Origin of the sequence: Ruegeria sp. HKCCA4812, from assembly GCF_013034245.1 — a bacterium.
In the GTDB taxonomy this organism is placed as follows: domain Bacteria; phylum Pseudomonadota; class Alphaproteobacteria; order Rhodobacterales; family Rhodobacteraceae; genus Ruegeria.
Genome location: NZ_WQFQ01000001.1, coordinates 548,124 through 565,659, shown reverse-complemented (window position 1 = coordinate 565,659; position 17,536 = coordinate 548,124). Strand labels below are relative to the sequence as shown.

The 17,536-nt window shown below is 59.9% G+C and carries 21 protein-coding genes and 1 tRNA gene; 12 read left to right on the top strand and 10 right to left on the bottom strand.

Annotated features, from left to right (window positions below):
* Window positions 1-6 precede the first annotated feature (6 nt).
* The gene (locus GOW04_RS02845; RefSeq protein WP_171231488.1) at window positions 7-561 is read left to right on the top strand and encodes a sugar O-acetyltransferase; all 555 of its coding nucleotides are present in this window, start codon (window positions 7-9) and stop codon (window positions 559-561) included.
* Between the two features lie 111 nt (window positions 562-672).
* Window positions 673-885 (top strand): hypothetical protein, encoded by a 213-nt coding sequence (locus GOW04_RS02840; protein WP_171231487.1) that lies wholly within the window; start codon window positions 673-675, stop codon window positions 883-885.
* Window positions 886-998: 113 nt separating this feature from the next.
* On the opposite strand, the gene GOW04_RS02835 is transcribed toward GOW04_RS02840, so the two are convergent.
* From GOW04_RS02835 to GOW04_RS02825, 3 genes are all read right to left on the bottom strand, one after another.
* On the bottom strand, window positions 999-2,807 hold the full coding sequence (locus GOW04_RS02835) for an ABC-F family ATP-binding cassette domain-containing protein (protein ID WP_254430052.1): 1,809 nt from the start codon (window positions 2,805-2,807) through the stop codon (window positions 999-1,001).
* Between the two features lie 68 nt (window positions 2,808-2,875).
* Window positions 2,876-3,631 carry a GNAT family N-acetyltransferase gene (locus GOW04_RS02830; protein WP_171231485.1) on the bottom strand — a complete coding sequence of 252 codons (756 nt, stop codon included), beginning with the start codon at window positions 3,629-3,631 and terminating at the stop codon, window positions 2,876-2,878.
* Between the two features lie 84 nt (window positions 3,632-3,715).
* Complete coding sequence (locus GOW04_RS02825) at window positions 3,716-4,189, bottom strand: outer membrane protein assembly factor BamE (RefSeq protein ID WP_152458230.1); 474 nt, start codon at window positions 4,187-4,189, stop codon at window positions 3,716-3,718.
* An 85-nt stretch (window positions 4,190-4,274) separates the two neighbouring features.
* On the opposite strand from GOW04_RS02825, the gene GOW04_RS02820 reads away from it, so the two are divergent.
* The 8 genes from GOW04_RS02820 (at window position 4,275) to GOW04_RS02785 (ending at window position 9,631) form a co-directional block, all read left to right on the top strand.
* Window positions 4,275-4,811 carry a DUF177 domain-containing protein gene (locus tag GOW04_RS02820; RefSeq protein ID WP_171231484.1) on the top strand — a complete coding sequence of 179 codons (537 nt, stop codon included), beginning with the start codon at window positions 4,275-4,277 and terminating at the stop codon, window positions 4,809-4,811.
* 205 nt (window positions 4,812-5,016) lie between these two features.
* The gene (rpmF, locus tag GOW04_RS02815) at window positions 5,017-5,223 is read left to right on the top strand and encodes a 50S ribosomal protein L32 (protein WP_008756996.1); all 207 of its coding nucleotides are present in this window, start codon (window positions 5,017-5,019) and stop codon (window positions 5,221-5,223) included.
* Between the two features lie 24 nt (window positions 5,224-5,247).
* Window positions 5,248-6,336, top strand: coding sequence for a phosphate acyltransferase PlsX (plsX, locus tag GOW04_RS02810; RefSeq protein WP_171231483.1), 1,089 nt, complete (start codon window positions 5,248-5,250; stop codon window positions 6,334-6,336).
* Window positions 6,337-6,357: 21 nt separating this feature from the next.
* On the top strand, window positions 6,358-7,329 hold the full coding sequence (locus tag GOW04_RS02805) for a beta-ketoacyl-ACP synthase III (RefSeq protein ID WP_171167758.1): 972 nt from the start codon (window positions 6,358-6,360) through the stop codon (window positions 7,327-7,329).
* Between the two features lie 96 nt (window positions 7,330-7,425).
* A complete protein-coding gene (gene ihfA / locus GOW04_RS02800; RefSeq protein ID WP_152458234.1) occupies window positions 7,426-7,728 on the top strand; it encodes an integration host factor subunit alpha in 303 nt (100 codons plus the stop codon).
* An 18-nt stretch (window positions 7,729-7,746) separates the two neighbouring features.
* Complete coding sequence (locus tag GOW04_RS02795; protein ID WP_171231482.1) at window positions 7,747-8,352, top strand: MerR family transcriptional regulator; 606 nt, start codon at window positions 7,747-7,749, stop codon at window positions 8,350-8,352.
* Window positions 8,353-8,413: 61 nt separating this feature from the next.
* Window positions 8,414-8,490, top strand: a tRNA-Pro gene (locus tag GOW04_RS02790).
* 61 nt (window positions 8,491-8,551) lie between these two features.
* Window positions 8,552-9,631, top strand: a complete 1,080-nt coding sequence (locus tag GOW04_RS02785; protein ID WP_171232026.1) for a 2'-deoxycytidine 5'-triphosphate deaminase — start codon at window positions 8,552-8,554, stop codon at window positions 9,629-9,631.
* 3 nt (window positions 9,632-9,634) lie between these two features.
* Here GOW04_RS02785 and GOW04_RS02780 read toward each other — a convergent pair whose 3' ends face one another.
* The 6 genes from GOW04_RS02780 to argS form a co-directional block, all read right to left on the bottom strand.
* Window positions 9,635-9,850: a hypothetical protein gene (locus tag GOW04_RS02780; RefSeq protein ID WP_171204906.1), complete on the bottom strand. Its 216-nt coding sequence runs from the start codon at window positions 9,848-9,850 to the stop codon at window positions 9,635-9,637.
* 65 nt (window positions 9,851-9,915) lie between these two features.
* Complete coding sequence (scpB, locus tag GOW04_RS02775; RefSeq protein ID WP_171231481.1) at window positions 9,916-10,566, bottom strand: SMC-Scp complex subunit ScpB; 651 nt, start codon at window positions 10,564-10,566, stop codon at window positions 9,916-9,918.
* Window positions 10,559-11,353 carry a ScpA family protein gene (locus GOW04_RS02770; protein ID WP_152458239.1) on the bottom strand — a complete coding sequence of 265 codons (795 nt, stop codon included), beginning with the start codon at window positions 11,351-11,353 and terminating at the stop codon, window positions 10,559-10,561. The genes scpB and GOW04_RS02770 overlap by 8 nt, the downstream gene beginning before the upstream one ends.
* On the bottom strand, window positions 11,343-12,350 hold the full coding sequence (nagZ, locus tag GOW04_RS02765; RefSeq protein ID WP_171231480.1) for a beta-N-acetylhexosaminidase: 1,008 nt from the start codon (window positions 12,348-12,350) through the stop codon (window positions 11,343-11,345). Before nagZ ends, GOW04_RS02770 begins: the two co-directional genes overlap by 11 nt.
* A complete protein-coding gene (locus GOW04_RS02760) occupies window positions 12,347-13,411 on the bottom strand; it encodes an SPOR domain-containing protein (RefSeq protein WP_171231479.1) in 1,065 nt (354 codons plus the stop codon). The genes nagZ and GOW04_RS02760 overlap by 4 nt, the downstream gene beginning before the upstream one ends.
* Before the next feature lie 88 nt (window positions 13,412-13,499).
* On the bottom strand, window positions 13,500-15,245 hold the full coding sequence (gene argS, locus GOW04_RS02755; RefSeq protein ID WP_171231478.1) for an arginine--tRNA ligase: 1,746 nt from the start codon (window positions 15,243-15,245) through the stop codon (window positions 13,500-13,502).
* Window positions 15,246-15,378: 133 nt separating this feature from the next.
* Here argS and GOW04_RS02750 point away from each other — a divergent pair, with 133 nt between their 5' ends.
* Window positions 15,379-15,930: a hypothetical protein gene (locus GOW04_RS02750; protein ID WP_171231477.1), complete on the top strand. Its 552-nt coding sequence runs from the start codon at window positions 15,379-15,381 to the stop codon at window positions 15,928-15,930.
* On the opposite strand, the gene GOW04_RS02745 is transcribed toward GOW04_RS02750, so the two are convergent.
* Window positions 15,931-17,070 (bottom strand): deoxyguanosinetriphosphate triphosphohydrolase, encoded by a 1,140-nt coding sequence (locus GOW04_RS02745; RefSeq protein WP_171231476.1) that lies wholly within the window; start codon window positions 17,068-17,070, stop codon window positions 15,931-15,933.
* A gap of 76 nt (window positions 17,071-17,146) precedes the next feature.
* Between GOW04_RS02745 and GOW04_RS02740 the strand changes: the two genes are divergently transcribed.
* On the top strand, window positions 17,147-17,470 hold the full coding sequence (locus tag GOW04_RS02740; protein ID WP_152458245.1) for an iron-sulfur cluster assembly accessory protein: 324 nt from the start codon (window positions 17,147-17,149) through the stop codon (window positions 17,468-17,470).
* Window positions 17,471-17,536 lie beyond the last annotated feature (66 nt).

Sequence of the window (17,536 nt, the reverse complement as noted above, 5' to 3'; positions counted from 1 at the left end):
GGGCTCATGACCGAGCGGCAGAAAATGGAAGCGGGTGAATGGTATTGCTGCCTTGACCCGGAACTGGATGCGCTTCGCGCCGAAGCGCGCCGGGCCGTTCATGCCCATAACACATGCCCGCCGGATGCCCGTGGGGCCATCGCGCCGGAACTGGCAGCCCTGTTCGCAGTAGTTGGACGGGATTGCTTTCTCGAGGCTCCGTTTCACTGTGCCTACGGAATAAACCTGTCGTTGGGAGACCGCGTGTTTTTCAACGCAGGCTGTGTCGTGCTCGACACCGCGCCGGTGACGATTGGGAATGACACGATGCTTGGGCCTGCGGTGCAGATCTATTGCGCCGAACACGCGAAAGATCCTGCGTTGCGGGCTCGGGGGCTCGAAATCGCCCACCCGGTCAGGATCGGCGAAAACGTCTGGATCGGCGGGGCCGCGATCATCATGCCGGGCGTTACGATCGGTAACAATGCCATCATCGGAGCGGGCAGTGTGGTGACAAAAGACGTTCCCGCCGGCGAGACCGTCGCTGGAAACCCTGCCCGGCCTGTACGCGCCCACCGATAACCCTGCTTTTCCCCCAATCCGCCAGGGCCTTGATCACGAGGCGCAGCGCCTGTTTTTTTTCAGGCAGCGCCGGGTAAACGTGTCCCCAAGGGGGCGCGCGCCCGGGCAAGGGTGGATTTTGACCGCGCCGAACTCAAAAGTGTCATCGCCTGCACCGAAGAAGAATGCACCCAAAACGACCCCAATGTGGTTGCGACACATCCCGGTGTCGTTGCCTTCCATGCAATTTGGAACAGCCGCGAACCGTCGCAGACGCATTTGAACGCGCTTCATCTCGCCAGTTGCATAAAAATGCTCGACGGGTTCGCAGCCGAAGCAAGCTGAACGAATTGACGCGGATCCGCTGATCCGGTCCCCGGCAAAACCGAAGCAGCAGGCGAACTCCGGTCTTGAGCAGCTTTTTCCGCGCCGTTTGATAAGGCGGGCGCAGTTGGCGTCTACTCAGCCTGGGCTTTCTCTTCCAGTGTCAGCCATTCCTCTTCGGCCGCCGACAACTTGTCTTGCCGTTCGACAAGCGCCTCGGTCGCTTTCTGGAACTTGACCGGCTCGCGGGTAAACAGCTCGGGGTCGGACATCAATTCTTCGAGCTTTGCAATCTCGGCCTCCAGCCGTTCAATCTCGGCCGGCAGCTTTTCCAGCCGGTGCTTTTCGGAAAAGGACAATCCCGACCTGGCTTTTGCTTCCTGCTTCACCTTCGGCTTGGATGGCTTTGTTTTGATGTCTTTTTTCTCGGAAACTTCGCCCCGCTGCGCAATATAGTCGGACCAGCCGCCGGCATAGACGGTCGCCCGCCCGTTGCCTTCCATCGCGATGGTCGTCGTTGCAACGCGGTCCAGAAAATCCCGGTCGTGGCTGACCAGCAGAACCGTTCCATCGTAGTCGTCCAGCAGCTCCTGCAACAGATCCAGCGTTTCGACATCCAGATCGTTGGTCGGTTCGTCCAGCACCAGAAGGTTGGAAGATTTCGCCATCAACTTGGCCAGCAGCAACCGTGCCTTTTCCCCACCCGACAAGGATTTGACAGCCGCCCTTGCCTGCCGCTCGTCAAACAGGAATTCCTTGAGATAGCCCACGACATGTTTGGGCTGCCCGCCAACCATCACCTGATCGGCCTTGCCGGAAACCCGCATATCCGGGTCGCCGGTCAGGCTGTCCCACAAGCTCATCTCGGGGTCCAGTTGCGCACGGGTCTGATCGAACACCGCGACCTCAAGATTGGTACCCAGCGACACCGAACCTTCGTCCGGCTCCACCTGCCCCAGAAGCATCTTCAGCAAGGTCGTCTTGCCAACCCCGTTCGGTCCGACAAAGGCCACACGATCACCGCGCTGCACCAGCAGATCAAAATTCCGAACGATCTGCTTGTCGCCGAACCCTTTGGCCAGCCCTTTGGCCTCGATCACCTTGCGGCCCGATTTTGGCCCGGCCTCCAGCGTCATCGCAGCGGAACCCTGACGCTTGATCTGTGCCGCCTTTTCGGCCCGCAACGCCTGTAGGGCCCGCACCCGGCCTTGATTGCGTTTGCGCCGCGCGCTGATACCCTCAACCGCCCACTTGGCCTCGGACTTGATCAGACGGTTCAGCTTGTGACGCTGCTGGTCTTCTTCTTCCCAGATCTTGTCCCGCCAGACTTCGAACGCGTCAAAACCTTGCTCCTGCCGTCGAACCGCGCCCCGATCAATCCACAGTGTCGCCCGCGTCAGTGCCCGCAAAAAGGCCCGATCGTGCGAGATCAGCACAAACGTCGCTCGGGTCGACCCAAGCTCGCGCTCCAGCCACGCGATGGCTTCGATATCCAGATGGTTGGTCGGTTCGTCCAGCAGCATCAGGTCCGGTGCCTCGGCCATCAGCTTGGCCAGTGCCGCCCGCCGCCGCTCACCACCCGAAGCAGTCTCAACTGGGCGCGCAGGATCGAATTTCAGCCCCGCACCAGCCCGTTCAACCTTGTAGAGCTCACCCGGCTCCAACCCGCTCGACGCATAGTCGCCCAGGGTGGCAAAGCCCTCCATCGTCGGGTCCTGCTCCATATAGCCCACGGATTTTCCGGGCGGCACGACAATTTCACCGCGGTCAGCCTCGACCAGGCCGGCCATCACTTTCATCAGCGTGGATTTGCCCGACCCGTTGCGCCCAACCAGCGCCACGCGGTCACCGGGCTGTACCACCAGATCCAGTTCGGAAAACACCGGTTCGCCCCCGAAAGTCAGGGATATGCCGGACATCTGCAACAAAGGAATTCTCGCCATGCCCGCCAGCTAAACCGGCGGCCACACTGCGTCAACGCCCTGTCCTCACCTTTTCGGAAATACTCATCTTAACCGGCCAATGCCCGCAGCAGGCGTTTTCGGGCCGGAGGGATCGCCCCGATTTCAAGCCCGGTAAACACATGCAACGTGTTCATGTGGCGATCCACAACCGCGTGATCACTCACCCACCCTCCCATCATCAGATAGGTTCGCAACAGGGGCGGCATGCGCGACATTGCCTTTTTCGCATCCGGCCGGCGCCGCAGACGTGCGGCGAAACGGAACACGTCCGGAGCCTTGACCCGCGGCAACCACCGTTTCGGGGCCAGGTGGCGATGTTTGAGCATCGCAAAGGCATCAAGGTATCGCCCGGTTTCGGTCCCGGCAAAGGACGAACATCCAAACAGCATCTGGACATTGTGTTGATCGACATGGGACGTCATTGCACCCCAGGCGACACGCAGAATGTCGGGATCGTTCAGGCCCGGATGAACACAAAACCTGCCCATCTCGACCATGCGGCCACTGAACCCTTCCAACGAGCTCAGGTCGTAGAACAGTGCTGAATAGCTGCGTCCGATTTCACCGCCATGTTCCATTGTCAGCATCCGAAAGCAGCAGACCAACTGCCCGGCGGATCGCATATCTTCAACCAGGACATGGCTGCATTGCGTGTCGAAATCGTCAATGTCCGGTTGCCGGGTGCCGAATGCCAATGTCCGCAGGCTTTGTGCGGCCCTGATATCCTCGGCCGATTCCGCCATTCGGGCGCGATAGCGCCCCTTTCTCAACATAACTGCCGCCGCCACGGTCGCGTCCTCCATGGGTGCCGACCCACGAGTGTCGGCACGACACCGTTAACACAAGACATGTGACCGCCTTGTGACCAACGCAAGGTTCCGGCGCGATCAGTTGGAGCCAGGAATATTGGCCGGGTTGAAGTTGCCGATATTGCCCAAAAGCTGACGCAGGAAGCCTTTGTCCTGAACGTTGGAATCGGTCACACGGCGTTCCAGCGGAACCACGATGCCGTCTTCCAGGCCAAAACGCTCGATGTTTCTGACGACTCCACGCTGATCAAAGCTGATGGCGACCAGTTCGCGCGCCACCACTTCGGGTCGTTTCGGGCCGTAATGGCGCACCCGCGAGCGGACATAGTAATAGCCCGAATCCCGCACAACCCCGGACGCACCCGGTGCGCCGATGGCTTCTTCCACGCTGTCGCGCGTATCGACGCCCACTTTGATTTCGGCCAGTTCCTCGGCCGGAGGCACATAGCCGTGATTCTTGTAGATCGGCGTACAGGCCCCGGCCGCAGCCAGACAGGCAACAAACACAAGCGATTTCGTCGCTGGTTTCAACCGGTTCACTACCTTCAACATGCACACCCTCTTGCCTTGGCCTCTTGCGGCTTCTATCCGATTACAGAAACCGCTGCCACGGTTCAACACATAGAAAGGCTCACGAATGGGCAACGTTACATCATTTCGGGTGGCTGACCTGCCCCAGAACGCCCCGACACCCTTTGAACTGCGCCCCGCAAGCGCCGCATTGGATGAGATCAGGCAGGATCTGGGGCTGCTGGGGCTGCGCAAACTCAGCTTTTCCGGCGAGCTTCGCGCACAGGGCAAGCGCGACTGGGTTCTCAACGGCAAACTCGGTGCAACCGTGATCCAACCCTGTGTCGTGACGCTCGAGCCGGTCACGACCCGGATCGACATTCCCGTGCACCGCACCTTTCTGGCCGATTGGACCGACCCGGATGAACCCGAGTTCGAAATTCCCCAGGATGACGAATCCGAGCCCTTGGGCCCGGAAATCGACCCCGCATCGGTGATGGTCGAGGCGCTGTCGCTGGCCCTGCCGCAATATCCGCGCAAGGAGGGTGCGGAACTGGGTCAGGCAGACTATACAGAACCCGGAAAACAGGCGATGACCGACGAAGACGCCAAACCTTTCGCCGGATTGGCGGGATTGCGCGATACGCTCAAAAAAGACGAGTGACAGAGCGCAGATTTCCTGTCATAGCAGGCGGTCAGAAAAATCGCTTGAACATACCGAGAATCGCAGTATTTTCGCGCGCTCATCGGATTTTGGGTTGGACATTGCGGGGCCCGTCGCCTAAACGCGCGTCAAACCACGATAAACGAACTACGAAACCCGGGTCGGCAGCGATTCTGCGACCCCTAGTCAGACAAAGGTTGAGACCATGGCCGTCCAACAGAACAAAGTTTCCAAGTCGCGTCGCAACAACCGCCGCGCACACGACGCTCTGGTTGCTGCAAACCCGAACGAATGCCCGAACTGCGGCGAGCTGAAGCGCCCGCACCACGTTTGCGCATCCTGCGGCCACTATGATGATCGCGAAGTCGTCGCTCAGGCCGATGAAATCGATCTGGACGAAGACGCAGCCTAAGCCTGATCGAGCGCAGACCAAGGCATGACTGAACAGCCCACGCACGCCGGACGGATAACCATCTCGGTCGACGCTATGGGTGGGGACGCAGGTCCCTCGGTCGTTGTTGCCGGTCTTGCGAAATCGGCCGACAAGAACCCGGATATCAGGTTCTTGCTGCACGGGCCCGAACAGGTATTGCGCAAGCTTGTCGCCAAACGGCGCGTCCTAGAGGGGCGCGTCGTTTTTCGTGATTGCTCGGGCGTGGTCACGATGGAGGACAAGCCCAGTCAGGTCGTGCGCAACGGCAAAGAGACCTCGATGTGGTCCGCGCTGGAAGCGGTACGCCAGGGCGAAGCCCATGGCGCGGTGTCCTGCGGCAATACCGGCGCGCTGATGGCCCTGTCGATGATGCGCCTGCGCAAACTGCCGGGCGTGAACCGGCCGGCCATCGCGATACTGTGGCCCTCGCGCAACCCTCAGGGGTTCAACGTGATGCTGGATGTCGGCGCAGATGTGCGCGCCGACGCCAAGGATTTGCTGCAATACGCCCTGATGGGCGCCTCTTATGCGCGCAACGGTTTGGCCCTGAGCCGCCCTCGGATCGGGCTTCTGAATGTCGGCACCGAAGAACACAAGGGACGCGCCGAACTGAAAGAGGCGCACTCGATGATCGCGGGCTTCGCGGAACAGGCGAATTTCGATTTCGTGGGTTTTGTCGAAGGCAGCGACATCCCTGGTGACAAGGCGGATGTCATTGTAACCGATGGCTTTACCGGCAACGTCGCGATCAAGACCGGCGAAGGCACGGCAAGCCTGATCGGTGACCTGCTGCGGCAGGCGTTCAAATACTCCCCGCTATCCCGATTGGCCTCGATTCTGGCTATCACGTCACTGAACCGTTTGAAGAAACGGATCGACCCGCGACGCGTGAATGGTGGCGTGTTTCTGGGGCTGAACGGCACCGTGGTGAAATCCCACGGCGGCGCTGACGCAACAGGCGTGTCAGCCGCGATCAAACTGGCCTTCACCCTGGCGCAGTCCGGCTTTTCCGAAAAATTGGCTGCGCGGGTTGCATCCACTGCCCAGCTTGCACAAGATGCCGCGCAATCAGCGCCGCAAACAGATAAATAACAAAAAAGGCAGTACCGGAAAATGGCAGGCCGTTCAGTTGTAGTAGGTGTCGGGCATTATTTGCCTGAACGCGTTGTTCCCAATTCCGAGTTTGAAAAAACCCTGGACACGACCGACGAATGGATAAAGACCCGCTCGGGGATCGAACGCCGCCATTTTGCAGCCGAGGACGAGACGACATCCGATCTGGCCACCAACGCCGCCCAGGCCGCGCTGGCCGACGCGGGCCTGACGGCGGATGATATTGACGCAATCGTACTGGCAACTTCAACGGCGGATCTGACCTTTCCTTCGGCCGCCACCATGGTTCAGGCACGGCTGGGCATGACCAAGGGTTTTGCCTTTGACGTGCAGGCTGTTTGCGCCGGATTCGTTTTTGCACTGTCCAACGCAAATGCGCTGATTGTTTCCGGTCAGGCCAAACGCGTGCTGGTGATCGGGGCCGAGACTTTCTCACGGATCATGGATTGGACCGATCGGTCAACTTGCGTTCTTTTCGGCGATGGCGCCGGTGCAGTGGTGCTGGAGGCCCAAAAGGGCACAGGCACCGCCGAGGACCGCGGTATTCTGGCAACCGACCTGAATTCGGACGGGCGCTACAAGGATCTTCTCTATGTCGATGGCGGTGTTTCGACCCAATCCACCGGGCATCTGCGTATGCAGGGCAATCAGGTTTTCCGTCATGCCGTTGAAAAGCTTACGAAAACAGCGGAAACAGCGTTGGAACGAGCGGGGCTGAGCAGTTCGGACGTTGATTGGATCGTGCCGCATCAGGCCAACATCCGCATCATTCAGGGCACCGCCAAGAAAATGAACCTGCCGATGGAAAACGTGGTTGTGACCGTTCAGGATCACGGAAACACGTCGGCCGCATCCATCCCATTGGCCCTGTCCGTGGGCAAGCAGCGCGGACAGATCAAGCCGGGTGATCTGATCGTGACCGAAGCCATTGGCGGTGGTCTGGCCTGGGGCGCAGTGGTTCTGCGCTGGTAACCGGCGCAAACCGGCTTACACAGCCGCCCGCAATTCATTGATATTGACAGCGAATTTGCCATACCCATATGCTTCAATAGCAACAGGGGAATTAGCATGGGCGACAAAACACTGACTCGAATGGACCTGAGCGAAGCCGTCTTTCGTGAGGTAGGTCTGTCACGAAACGAAAGTGCGCAGCTGGTTGAAAGCGTTCTGAACCACATGTCCGACGCCTTGGTGCGTGGTGAACAGGTGAAGATCTCGTCTTTCGGTACCTTCAGTGTTCGCGACAAGACCGCCCGTGTCGGTCGCAACCCCAAAACCGGCGAAGAAGTCCCGATTCAGCCGCGCCGTGTGCTGACTTTCCGCCCGTCGCATCTGATGAAAGATCGCGTCGCAGCCGGGAACCGCAAGTAAGTTCAGGACGTCCAGGTTATGAGTAAGTCCCCCGATGCCTTTCGCACCATAAGCGAAGTTGCGGACTGGCTCGGTGTTCAGGCTCATGTTCTGCGATTCTGGGAAAGCCGGTTCACGCAGGTAAAGCCCGTCAAACGCGCAGGTGGACGCAGGTATTATCGCCCGAACGACATGCGTCTGTTGGGCGGGATCAAAAAACTGCTGCACGAAGACGGAATCACCATAAAAGGTGTCCAGCGTATCCTGCGCGAACAAGGCGTCGCACATGTCGCGGCGCTGTCCCCTTCCTTGGACGATCCCGGCCCAGCCACAATTGCGCCCGTCCAGGACACCGTGGTGCCGTTCGAACCAAAGCCTGCCCCCGCAACGGAACAGATTCGCATGGATCTGCGCGAACCGATCCAGCCAACCGGCAAGGACGATGCGCAGACAAACGCACGCGCCTCTGCCGCGTCACAGCCGGAGCCAGAGCCCGAACTGGACGCCGCGCCCTTGATGGGGGGAATCGCGTCGCTTGCGTGGAATCAGACAGATTTTGATGACGACCTGCTGCGGCGCATCGCTCCGATTGCGAAAGATCTGCGCCGATGGCTGGACCGGGTTGAAACACAGGCGGCGGGTTAGGACAAAAGGCATTGATTTCCTCTTGCCCCTGCCGGGAAAATCTTTATGAACACCCCAACGTCGGGCTATGGCGCAGCCTGGTAGCGCGTCCGTCTGGGGGACGGAAGGTCGCAGGTTCGAGTCCTGCTAGCCCGACCAAATTACACCGACGTTTATGGCATACAGGCCAGATCCCGCTCTGGCACCAGAGGGGATCGAGATGACAGGTGTTTGCCCGAACCAACAGCTAGAGGCGATGATCGCGCGCGGTGAGATCACCGCCGAACCAGAGGTTCTGCCTGCCCAGATTCAACCTGCCAGCCTTGATTTGCGACTGGGAACAGTGGCTTACCGTGTACGCGCCTCGTTTCTTGCGGGCGAAGGCCGGACTGTCACGGATCGCTTGACCGAGTTTGAGATGCACCGCATCGATATCTCGGATGGCGCGGTTCTGGAAAAGGGCTGCGTCTATCTGGTGCCCCTGATGGAATCGCTTGCGCTGCCCGACAGCATGAGCGCCGTGGCCAACGCCAAAAGCTCGACCGGGCGACTGGACCTTCTGACGCGGACGATCACCGATGGCGGTACCGAGTTCGACCGGGTGCCCGCAGGTTACACAGGCCCGCTTTTTGCCGAAATCTGCCCGCGCTCGTTCTCGGTTCTGGTTCGTCCCGGGATGCGTTTGAACCAGATCCGTTTCCGCCAGGGTCAGGCCGTGTTGTCCGATGCGGAACTGAGGTCCTTGCATGCCGAATCTCCGCTTGTGGACGGACCTGCCGTCATTCAGGACGGTCTGGGCTTTTCGGTCGACCTGCAACTGCCCGATACCGATCTGGTGGGCTATCGCGCCAAACCTCATACCGGGGTGATCGATCTGGATCGAATCGGTGAATACGATCCGCAGGACTATTGGGAAGAGGTACGCACCAAGGATGGTTGCATCATCCTGGACCCCGGCGCGTTCTATATCCTTGTCAGCCGCGAGGCGGTGCATATTCCACCGATGTACGCGGCTGAAATGGCGCCTTATCTGGCGATGGTCGGTGAGTTCAGAGTGCACTATGCAGGCTTCTTCGATCCCGGTTTTGGTCATGCCGCTGCCGGGGGGGCCGGTTCCCGTGGCGTGCTTGAGGTACGCTGCCACGAAGCGCCATTCGTGCTGGAACACGGACAGGTCGTCGGACGTCTGGTCTATGAGAAAATGGCTGAAATGCCGACCCAGCTTTATGGTGCGGGCATTGCCTCGAACTATCAGGGTCAGGGCCTGAAACTGTCAAAGCACTTCAAAGCCGCAAGCTGACCCCTAGAACTTCATGAACCGGCGCATTTGACGGGTCACGCGCTGTGCCTGCCTGAGGTTCTGCGCATGTCGCGGTGCGCTGGTTTTTTCGGGCCCATTCGATATGCCGGGTCCGCCCTCCTTTCGGCTGGCCAGATCGATACCCTTGTTCACACCTTTGTTGACCAGACGGCGCATGACCTGACGCACAATCATGTCGATGATCCGGTTTGCATTCATCGCTCAACTCCGTGTCCTCACGCACAAAGATAGGCGCTTTATGCGGCAACAAAAGGGCTGTTCGATCACTCTTCATCGAACAACTCGCTCTGGTCTTCGTCAACTTCGTCCTCGCGCCCTTCCCCCAAAGGGATCGCACCCGGAGGAGGCCGATTCTCCAACAATCCCGCGGCGCGCAGCTCTTTCAGGCCCGGCAGGTCGCGCGCGTTTTCCAGACCAAAATGATCCAGAAACTCAGGCGTTACCACAAACGTCACCGGACGACCCGGCGTCATGCGGCGGCGGCCCAGCTTGATCCACTCCATCTCAAGCAACTGATCGATGGTCCCGCGCGAGACGGACACGCCCCGGATTTCCTCGATCTCGGCCCGTGTGCAGGGTTGGTGATAGGCCACGATGGCCAGAGTTTCGATCGCAGCGCGGCTGAGCTTGCGGGTCTCGACCGTTTCCTTCTGCATCAGAAAGCCCAGATCAGGGGCCGTACGGATGGCCCAGGCATCCCCCACGCGCACAACGCGCACGCCACGCCCCTCATACCGTTTCTGAAGCAATTCAACCGCTTGCGCCGCATCGCTTCCATGGGGCATCCGCGCCTCAAGATCCGCAATCGTCACCGGCTCGGCGCTGGCGAACAGAACGGCTTCGACCATACGCTCCTGCTCTGCCAGCGGAGGGGCCTCGAACAGCGTACCGGTCTCTTCTGGGGCATCAGTCACGTGTTTCGGTCCTCTTGCGCAATTGGATCGGAGCGAATGTCTCGCTCTGCTTGATTTCCATATGTCCTTCTTTCACCAGTTCCAGCGAGGCCGCAAAGGTCGCCGCCGTTGCCGACCTGCGCCGTACCGGGTCGGAATCCCAGCCATCGGGCAGGTAAGTTTCCATGTCGGTCCATGTCCCGGCAAACCCGATCAGCGGTCGCATCCGTTCCAGTGCCTGTTCCATGGTGAATACCGAATCGCGGTCCATCACAAACGGGCGGAATTCATCACGGGTGCGGATGCGGGCATAGCCCTGCATCAGATCCAGCAGCGTGGCGGAATAGGTGACGGTGCGGATCCGGGTGATATCTTCGCCCTGACCGCGTTTGAAGAAATCCCGTCCCAGCTGATCGCGCGCCATCAATCGTGCCGCAGCGTCGCGCATCGCCTGCAAGCGTTCCAATTGAAACGCCAGATGTGCGGCCAGTTCTTCGCCCGAAGGTCCCTCGTCTTCGGGGTCTGGCGGCAACAGCAGGCGGGACTTGAGAAACGCCAGCCAGGCCGCCATCACAAGATAGTCGGCGGCCAGTTCGATCCGCAGCGCCCGCGCCTTTTCGACAAAGGCCAGGTATTGCTGCGCCAGCGCGAGTACGGAAATTTTCCTCAGATCAACCTTCTGCGTGCGCGACAGGGTCAAAAGAACGTCCAGCGGGCCTTCGAACCCATCGACATCAACAATCAGCGCTTCGGCCGCAAGACGATCCGCGACCGAGACAGGATCTTCGCTGAAAAGATTATCGTTCATATACCTGCCCGCCCATTAGGGCAGATAGTTCCGCCTCGGCGGCAGGGATGTCAAGTTCCTGCGGAGCTTTGCGCATCGCCAGCGCCCGTTCTGCGCGGGCCTGTGCCACATCGGACATCTCCCCGGCAGCTTCCAGCACCTCGGCGCGCTCGGCAAAGCTTCCGTTGCAGTGCAGAACGACGTCACAGCCCGCGCTTATGGCTTGCCGCGACACCTCAGCAGGCGTTCCGCTGAGCGCCTTCATCCCGATGTCATCGGTCATGATCAGCCCGCCGAAGCCAATCCTGTCGCGGATCACATCCATCATGGTTGCCGAGATGGTGGCAGGCTGCGGGTCAATCCGGTCATAGACCAAATGCGCAGTCATCCCCATCGGCAGATCGTTCAAGACTCGGAACGGCACGAAATCGCTGCGCTCAAGCTCATCCAGGGGCAGATCCACATGCGGCAAGTCATGGTGGCTGTCCAACGTGGCACGTCCATGGCCCGGAATATGCTTGAGCACTGGAAGCACTCCGCCATCCAGATGACCCTGCGCCACGGCTTTGCCGATTCTGGAAACGCGTTCAGGATCAGCGTCATAACAGCGGTTCTTCAGGAACTTGTGCGTCTCGGGACGCGCGACATCCACCATGGGCGCACAGTTGCTGTCGATGCCCAGACCAAACAATTCATCGGCAATCAGGCGGTACCTCAGATACATGGCGCGCTCGGCCTGCTCGGCGGCATTGGCTACGTGATCCAACGGAGGCAGCCATTCGCGGGCCAGCGGCGCCCGCAGGCGCTGCACGCGGCCACCTTCCTGATCGATGGTGATCGGGCAATTGCGCCCGACTGCCTCGCGGAAATCATCACACAAGGCGCGCACCTGATCCGCGTGTTCGATGTTGCGGGCAAAAAGAATGAACCCGAACGGGTTAATTTGCCGAAACAAGTCTTTTTCTTGCTGCGTCAGGCGCAGGCCCTCTGCATCTGTGATCGTGGCACCGTACTTCACCTGACGGCCACCGGGATACAATCAGCCCCTTGCGCAACAAGCGCGGCACAAAACTGGCGCGAGTCGCTCAGGTCTTGAAAGCCCAGCACGCGCAGGCGGTAAAAGGTGCGCCCACCGCTTGAGGTCTTCTGGATAACGCGCTGTTTTCCGGCCATATATTCGCCGAACTTCCCGATCAGGCGATCCCATTCCGTTTGCGCCACCTGAACGCTGTCATAGGCTCCAAGCTGCGCCAGACGCGTGCCTTTTGCCAGCGTATCAGGATCAACATCCAACCCAACCGCAGCCTTCACCGCGGCATTGATAGCGTCTTCGGAATTCTCGCTTGGCGACACCTGACCGTGAGTGGCGCGTGCCGGGCGGGTCAACGGGCGCAAGGACCGGCGCACGCCCGGCAGCGCGGCAATGGCCGGGTCCGGCAAGGCGGCTGCGAAATCGGCCGGGTCAATTGCGGGTTCTTCCTCGGGGGTGGTCAGCGATGCCAGCTGCACGCCATCCTCGGCGTTTTGCTGCGTTTTGGCTGCTTCACCAGCCAATTCCGCAACCAGCGCATCCACTGCGTTCTGGCGCAATCGGGCGGCTTCCTGGGTTGAAATCGGTTTTTCCACCACATGCAGCGCCGGTTTCGGCTTCAGATCAGCGGCAGGTACGTCTTCATCCGTCAACGAGACCGGCCGCGGCGCAAGGATCAGACGATCTGCCGGGGCGGCAGCACTGCCCTTGGCTGCCACGGCATTGACGGCCAAGCCCTGATGATCGGCCGGTGTTCCGCCCGGGTTTTCGGGCTGCACCCGCATCGGCCCTTCGGCCGCACGCACGACCGGAACGCCGCTGACATCCCGCATGACAAGCTTGTATCCCCAGATACCGACGCCGGCGACCAGCGCCAACGATGCGACAGCCCCCAGGAAATTTACGGCCCGCCCCAGTCCGAACGCGCCGCGCGGCGCGTCGTAATCCTGCATCTCGTCGGGATAGTCATACGCATCCTCGAAATGCGCTTGATTCGGGTAATCATTCTGCCCGGGGCTTTGGTGCCCCGAGTAATCGTAACTCGCCATGTCCGCCTCACTGCCCGCTTCGCGCCCGAAAATAAGGCGCGCGGGTCATTTCTTGCCTACCTCGTACCGGCGGTTCGGGCGATATTTGTTACCGCATCTCCTGCGCCGGGGTGACGCCAAGAATACCCAAGCCCGCTGAAATCACAACAGAAACGGCCCGGGCCAGCGCAATTTTCGACTGGCTTGTGGCAACATCGCCATCCTGAATGAAACGCAATTGGGTTTCGTCATTGCCCTTGTTCCACAAAGCGTGAAAATCCCCTGCAAGTTCATACAGATAGAAGGCGACACGGTGCGGTTCGTTGGTCCGCGCAGCGATCTCGACCAGGCGTGGCCATTCCGCCAGCTTCTTGGCAACCGTCAGTTCGGCGGGGTGGTCCAGCGACGCCAGATCGGCCCCGCGCAGGGTGGCGTCGGTGGCGTCGATCCCCGCCTCGGCGGCACGGCGCAGCACGCTCATCACACGGGCATGGGCGTATTGCACGTAGAACACGGGGTTCTCGCGGCTCTGTTCCAGCACTTTGTCGAAATCGAAATCCAGCGGCGCGTCGTTCTTGCGGGTCAGCATCACGAAACGCGTCACATCCGGGCCAACCTGATCGACCACATCCCGCAGGGTGACAAAGTTCCCGGCCCGTTTCGACATCTTGAACGGCTCGCCGTTTTTCCACAGTTTCACCAGCTGTGTCAGCTTGATATCCAGCGGCACCTTGCCATCGGACAGGGCCGACACGGCCGCCTTCATCCGCTTGACATAGCCGCCATGATCCGCCCCGAACACGTCGATCAGCGCGTCAAAGCCACGGCTCACCTTGTCATAGTGATAGGCGATATCGGGGGCGAAATAGGTCCAGCTGCCGTCCGACTTCTTGACCGGGCGGTCGACGTCATCGCCATGTTCGGTGGATTTGAACAAGGTCTGTTCGCGCGGCTCCCAGTCTTCGGGCTTTTTGCCTTTTGGCGGCTCCAGCACGCCTTCATAGATCAGGCCCTTTTCAGTCAGCGACTGCAGCGCGGCCTCGATCCGGCCCGTGCCATAGAGCGATTTTTCCGAGAAGAACACATCCATCTCTACGCCCAGCGCCTTCAGGTCGGCGCGGATCAAGTCCATCATCGCGTCGGTCGAAAACTCGCGCAGCTCTTCCAGCCATTCGCTTTCCGGCTTGTCGATCAGGCTGTCGCCATATTTCTCTTTCAGCGCCTCGCCAATCGGGATCAGATAATCGCCGGGATACAGCCCTTCGGCAATCTCGGGGCTGAGGCCATTGGCCTCGCGATAGCGTTCATAGGCCGACCGCGCCAGCACATCCACCTGCGCGCCGCCGTCGTTGATATAGTATTCGCGGGTTACGTCATGGCCCGAATAGGCCAGCAGGCTTGCCAACGCATCCCCAAATACCGCGCCGCGCGTGTGCCCGACATGCAGCGGACCGGTCGGGTTGGCCGAGACATATTCGACATTGACCTTCTGCCCCTGCCCCATGGTCGAGCGCCCGAAATCGGTGCCTTTTTCCAGCACAGCCGCCAACACGCCTTGCCAGACGGACGGCGCAAGACGCAGGTTCAGGAAACCGGGCCCTGCCACTTCTGCGCTTGTGATCCGGTCATCCGCTGCCAGTTTCCCGGCCAGAACATCCGCAATGTCGCGCGGCTTCATCCTGGCAGGTTTCGCCAGCACCATCGCGGCGTTGGTTGCCATGTCCCCATGGGCCGCATCGCGCGGAGGCTCGACCGCCACGTTGTCAAAGCTCAGCCCCTCGGGCAATGCGCCTTCGGACTGCATCTGCGCCAGCGCGTCCAGTACAAGGCCGCGGATCTCGGAAAACAGGTTCATTTCGGATGTCCTTTTGCTTGTCGCGGGGTTTACCACGCAAACCGGCAAGGTCAATGGACGCCTAATGTTTAAGCTTGGTTTGGCGAAACATCTCGCTAATCTCGGGCCTGTACGCCGCTACCGGAGACCGTCGATGCAACGCGCCTTGTCCTTTGCCTTGCTTTTGTCCACCGCCCTGCCTGTGCTGGCCGACCTGCCACAGCCCAAAGGCCATGTGCTGCTGACGCTGGGCGGCGCGGTCAGCGAAACAAACCTGCCTGCGCGGGGTGAGAATGACGGCGGTCTGCTGGGCTATCTGGAGGTCACGCATGACGGCGCGGCTGGTTTTGACGCAGCCATGCTGGACCGGCTGGAGCAGTTCGAGATCACGATCCCCTATGGTCCTCCGCGCAATGAGCGGGAATACAGGTTTTCTGGTCCGCTATTGGCAGACGTCATGACATTGGCGGGGGCCGAGGGGAAAACCGCTCTTCCCATGGCGCTGGATGGGTATCAGGCTGAAATCGAGTGGGACAGTATCGCCACGCACAAACCGATCGTTGCAACGCATGCTGATGGCGCACCGATGGGGATCGGAGGTTTCGGCCCGACGATGATCGTGTTCCCACCAACGAAGAACGCCGAACAGTCTGCGAAACAAGCGGCTCAGCAAGTCTGGGCCATCGCTTACATAGCCGTGGAGTGATCAGCCCGTCAGCCGCGCATGGTCCTGCAAGGCAAATCGGTCGGTCATGCCCGCAATGTAATCGGAAACGATGCGGGCCAAGGCTGTGTCGTCCCTGGCCGCTTCAATGTCATTATGCCAGCGCACGGGCATTTGCCTGGGATCGTTCATGTAGATCGGAAACAGATCTTCCACGATCTTTGCCACCTCTGCCCGCACTGACATCACTCTGGGTGCGCGATACATCCGTGTGAACAGAAACGCCCGGATTTCACGCAGTTGCGCCCAAACCTCATCCGAGAACTGGATGACAGGATACCCAAGATGTCGGATTTCTTCGACGGACTGCGCGCCAGACACAGCAATGAGATCGTTCGAAGTGTTGATGACATCCGCCACCATGACCCCGAAAACCCGCCTGAGCGCTTCGTGACGTCGGCGATAGGAATCCAGCCCTGGGTATCTGGCATCCACCTCGGCGTAACAGACCCCGACAATCGGCAGGTCCTGCAAATCGTCATCCGTGAACAACCCTGCGCGCAACCCGTCCAGAAGATCGTGATTGTTGTAAGCTATGTCATCAGAAAGGGCGGCAACTTGCGCTTCCGCGCTGGCATGGGTGTGCAGTTCAAGATCAAATTCCTGATGGCACTCGGCCAATGCCCAGGGCAGATCGCCCTCAACCGGCCCATTGTGCTTGGCTATCCCTTCCAGACATTCCCAGGTCAGGTTGCACCCATCGAATTCTGCATAGTGGCGCTCCAGCTTTGTGACGATCCGAATGGCCTGCGCGTTGTGATCAAAGCCACCATAGGGCTTCATCAACGCGTGCAGCGCGTCTTCGCCAGTGTGTCCAAAGGGCGTGTGCCCCAGATCATGCGCCAGGGCCACGGCTTCGGTCAGCTCTGGGTTCAGGCCCAGGGCACCGGCAATGGTCCGGGCGACCTGCGCCACCTCGATGGAATGGGTCAGGCGGGTGCGGTAACTATCGCCCTCATGCTCAACGAAAACTTGCGTCTTGTGTTTGAGGCGCCGAAAGGCACTAGCGTGAATGATCCTGTCCCGGTCGCGCTGAAAGCATGATCGGAAACTGCTTTCCTCCTCGGCTACGAGCCGTCCCCTGGTGCGGTCCGGATCCGAGGCAAAACTAGCTCTGTCCAAATGGCTCGTCCTTGTCGCCTGTCCTTGCACTTTCTATATTGTATGGCGTAACGGAAGGAAACCTTTGGAGACCGGCATGAATCTGCCCCCAACAGTCACGGATCGCGCCTTTGAACGCCTCGCAGAAATCGGCGCGGCGGATCAGGGTCAGGCACTGCGCGTCGCAGTGGAAGGCGGCGGTTGCTCGGGGTTTCAATACGAAATCGCTTTGGATACGCCAAAAGAAGATGATCTGGTCCTTGAAGGCAAAGGGCAAAAAGTCATTGTCGACGCCATTTCGCTGCCCTTCCTGGAAAACGCGGTTATCGACTTCACCCAGGAACTGATCGGTGCACGATTTGTGATCGACAACCCCAACGCCACCTCTTCCTGTGGTTGTGGCACATCTTTTTCGATGTAACCGTGGGGGCTTTGCCCCCACACCCCCAGGATATTTTCAGCCAGATGAAGCAGGAGTCCGCCCTCT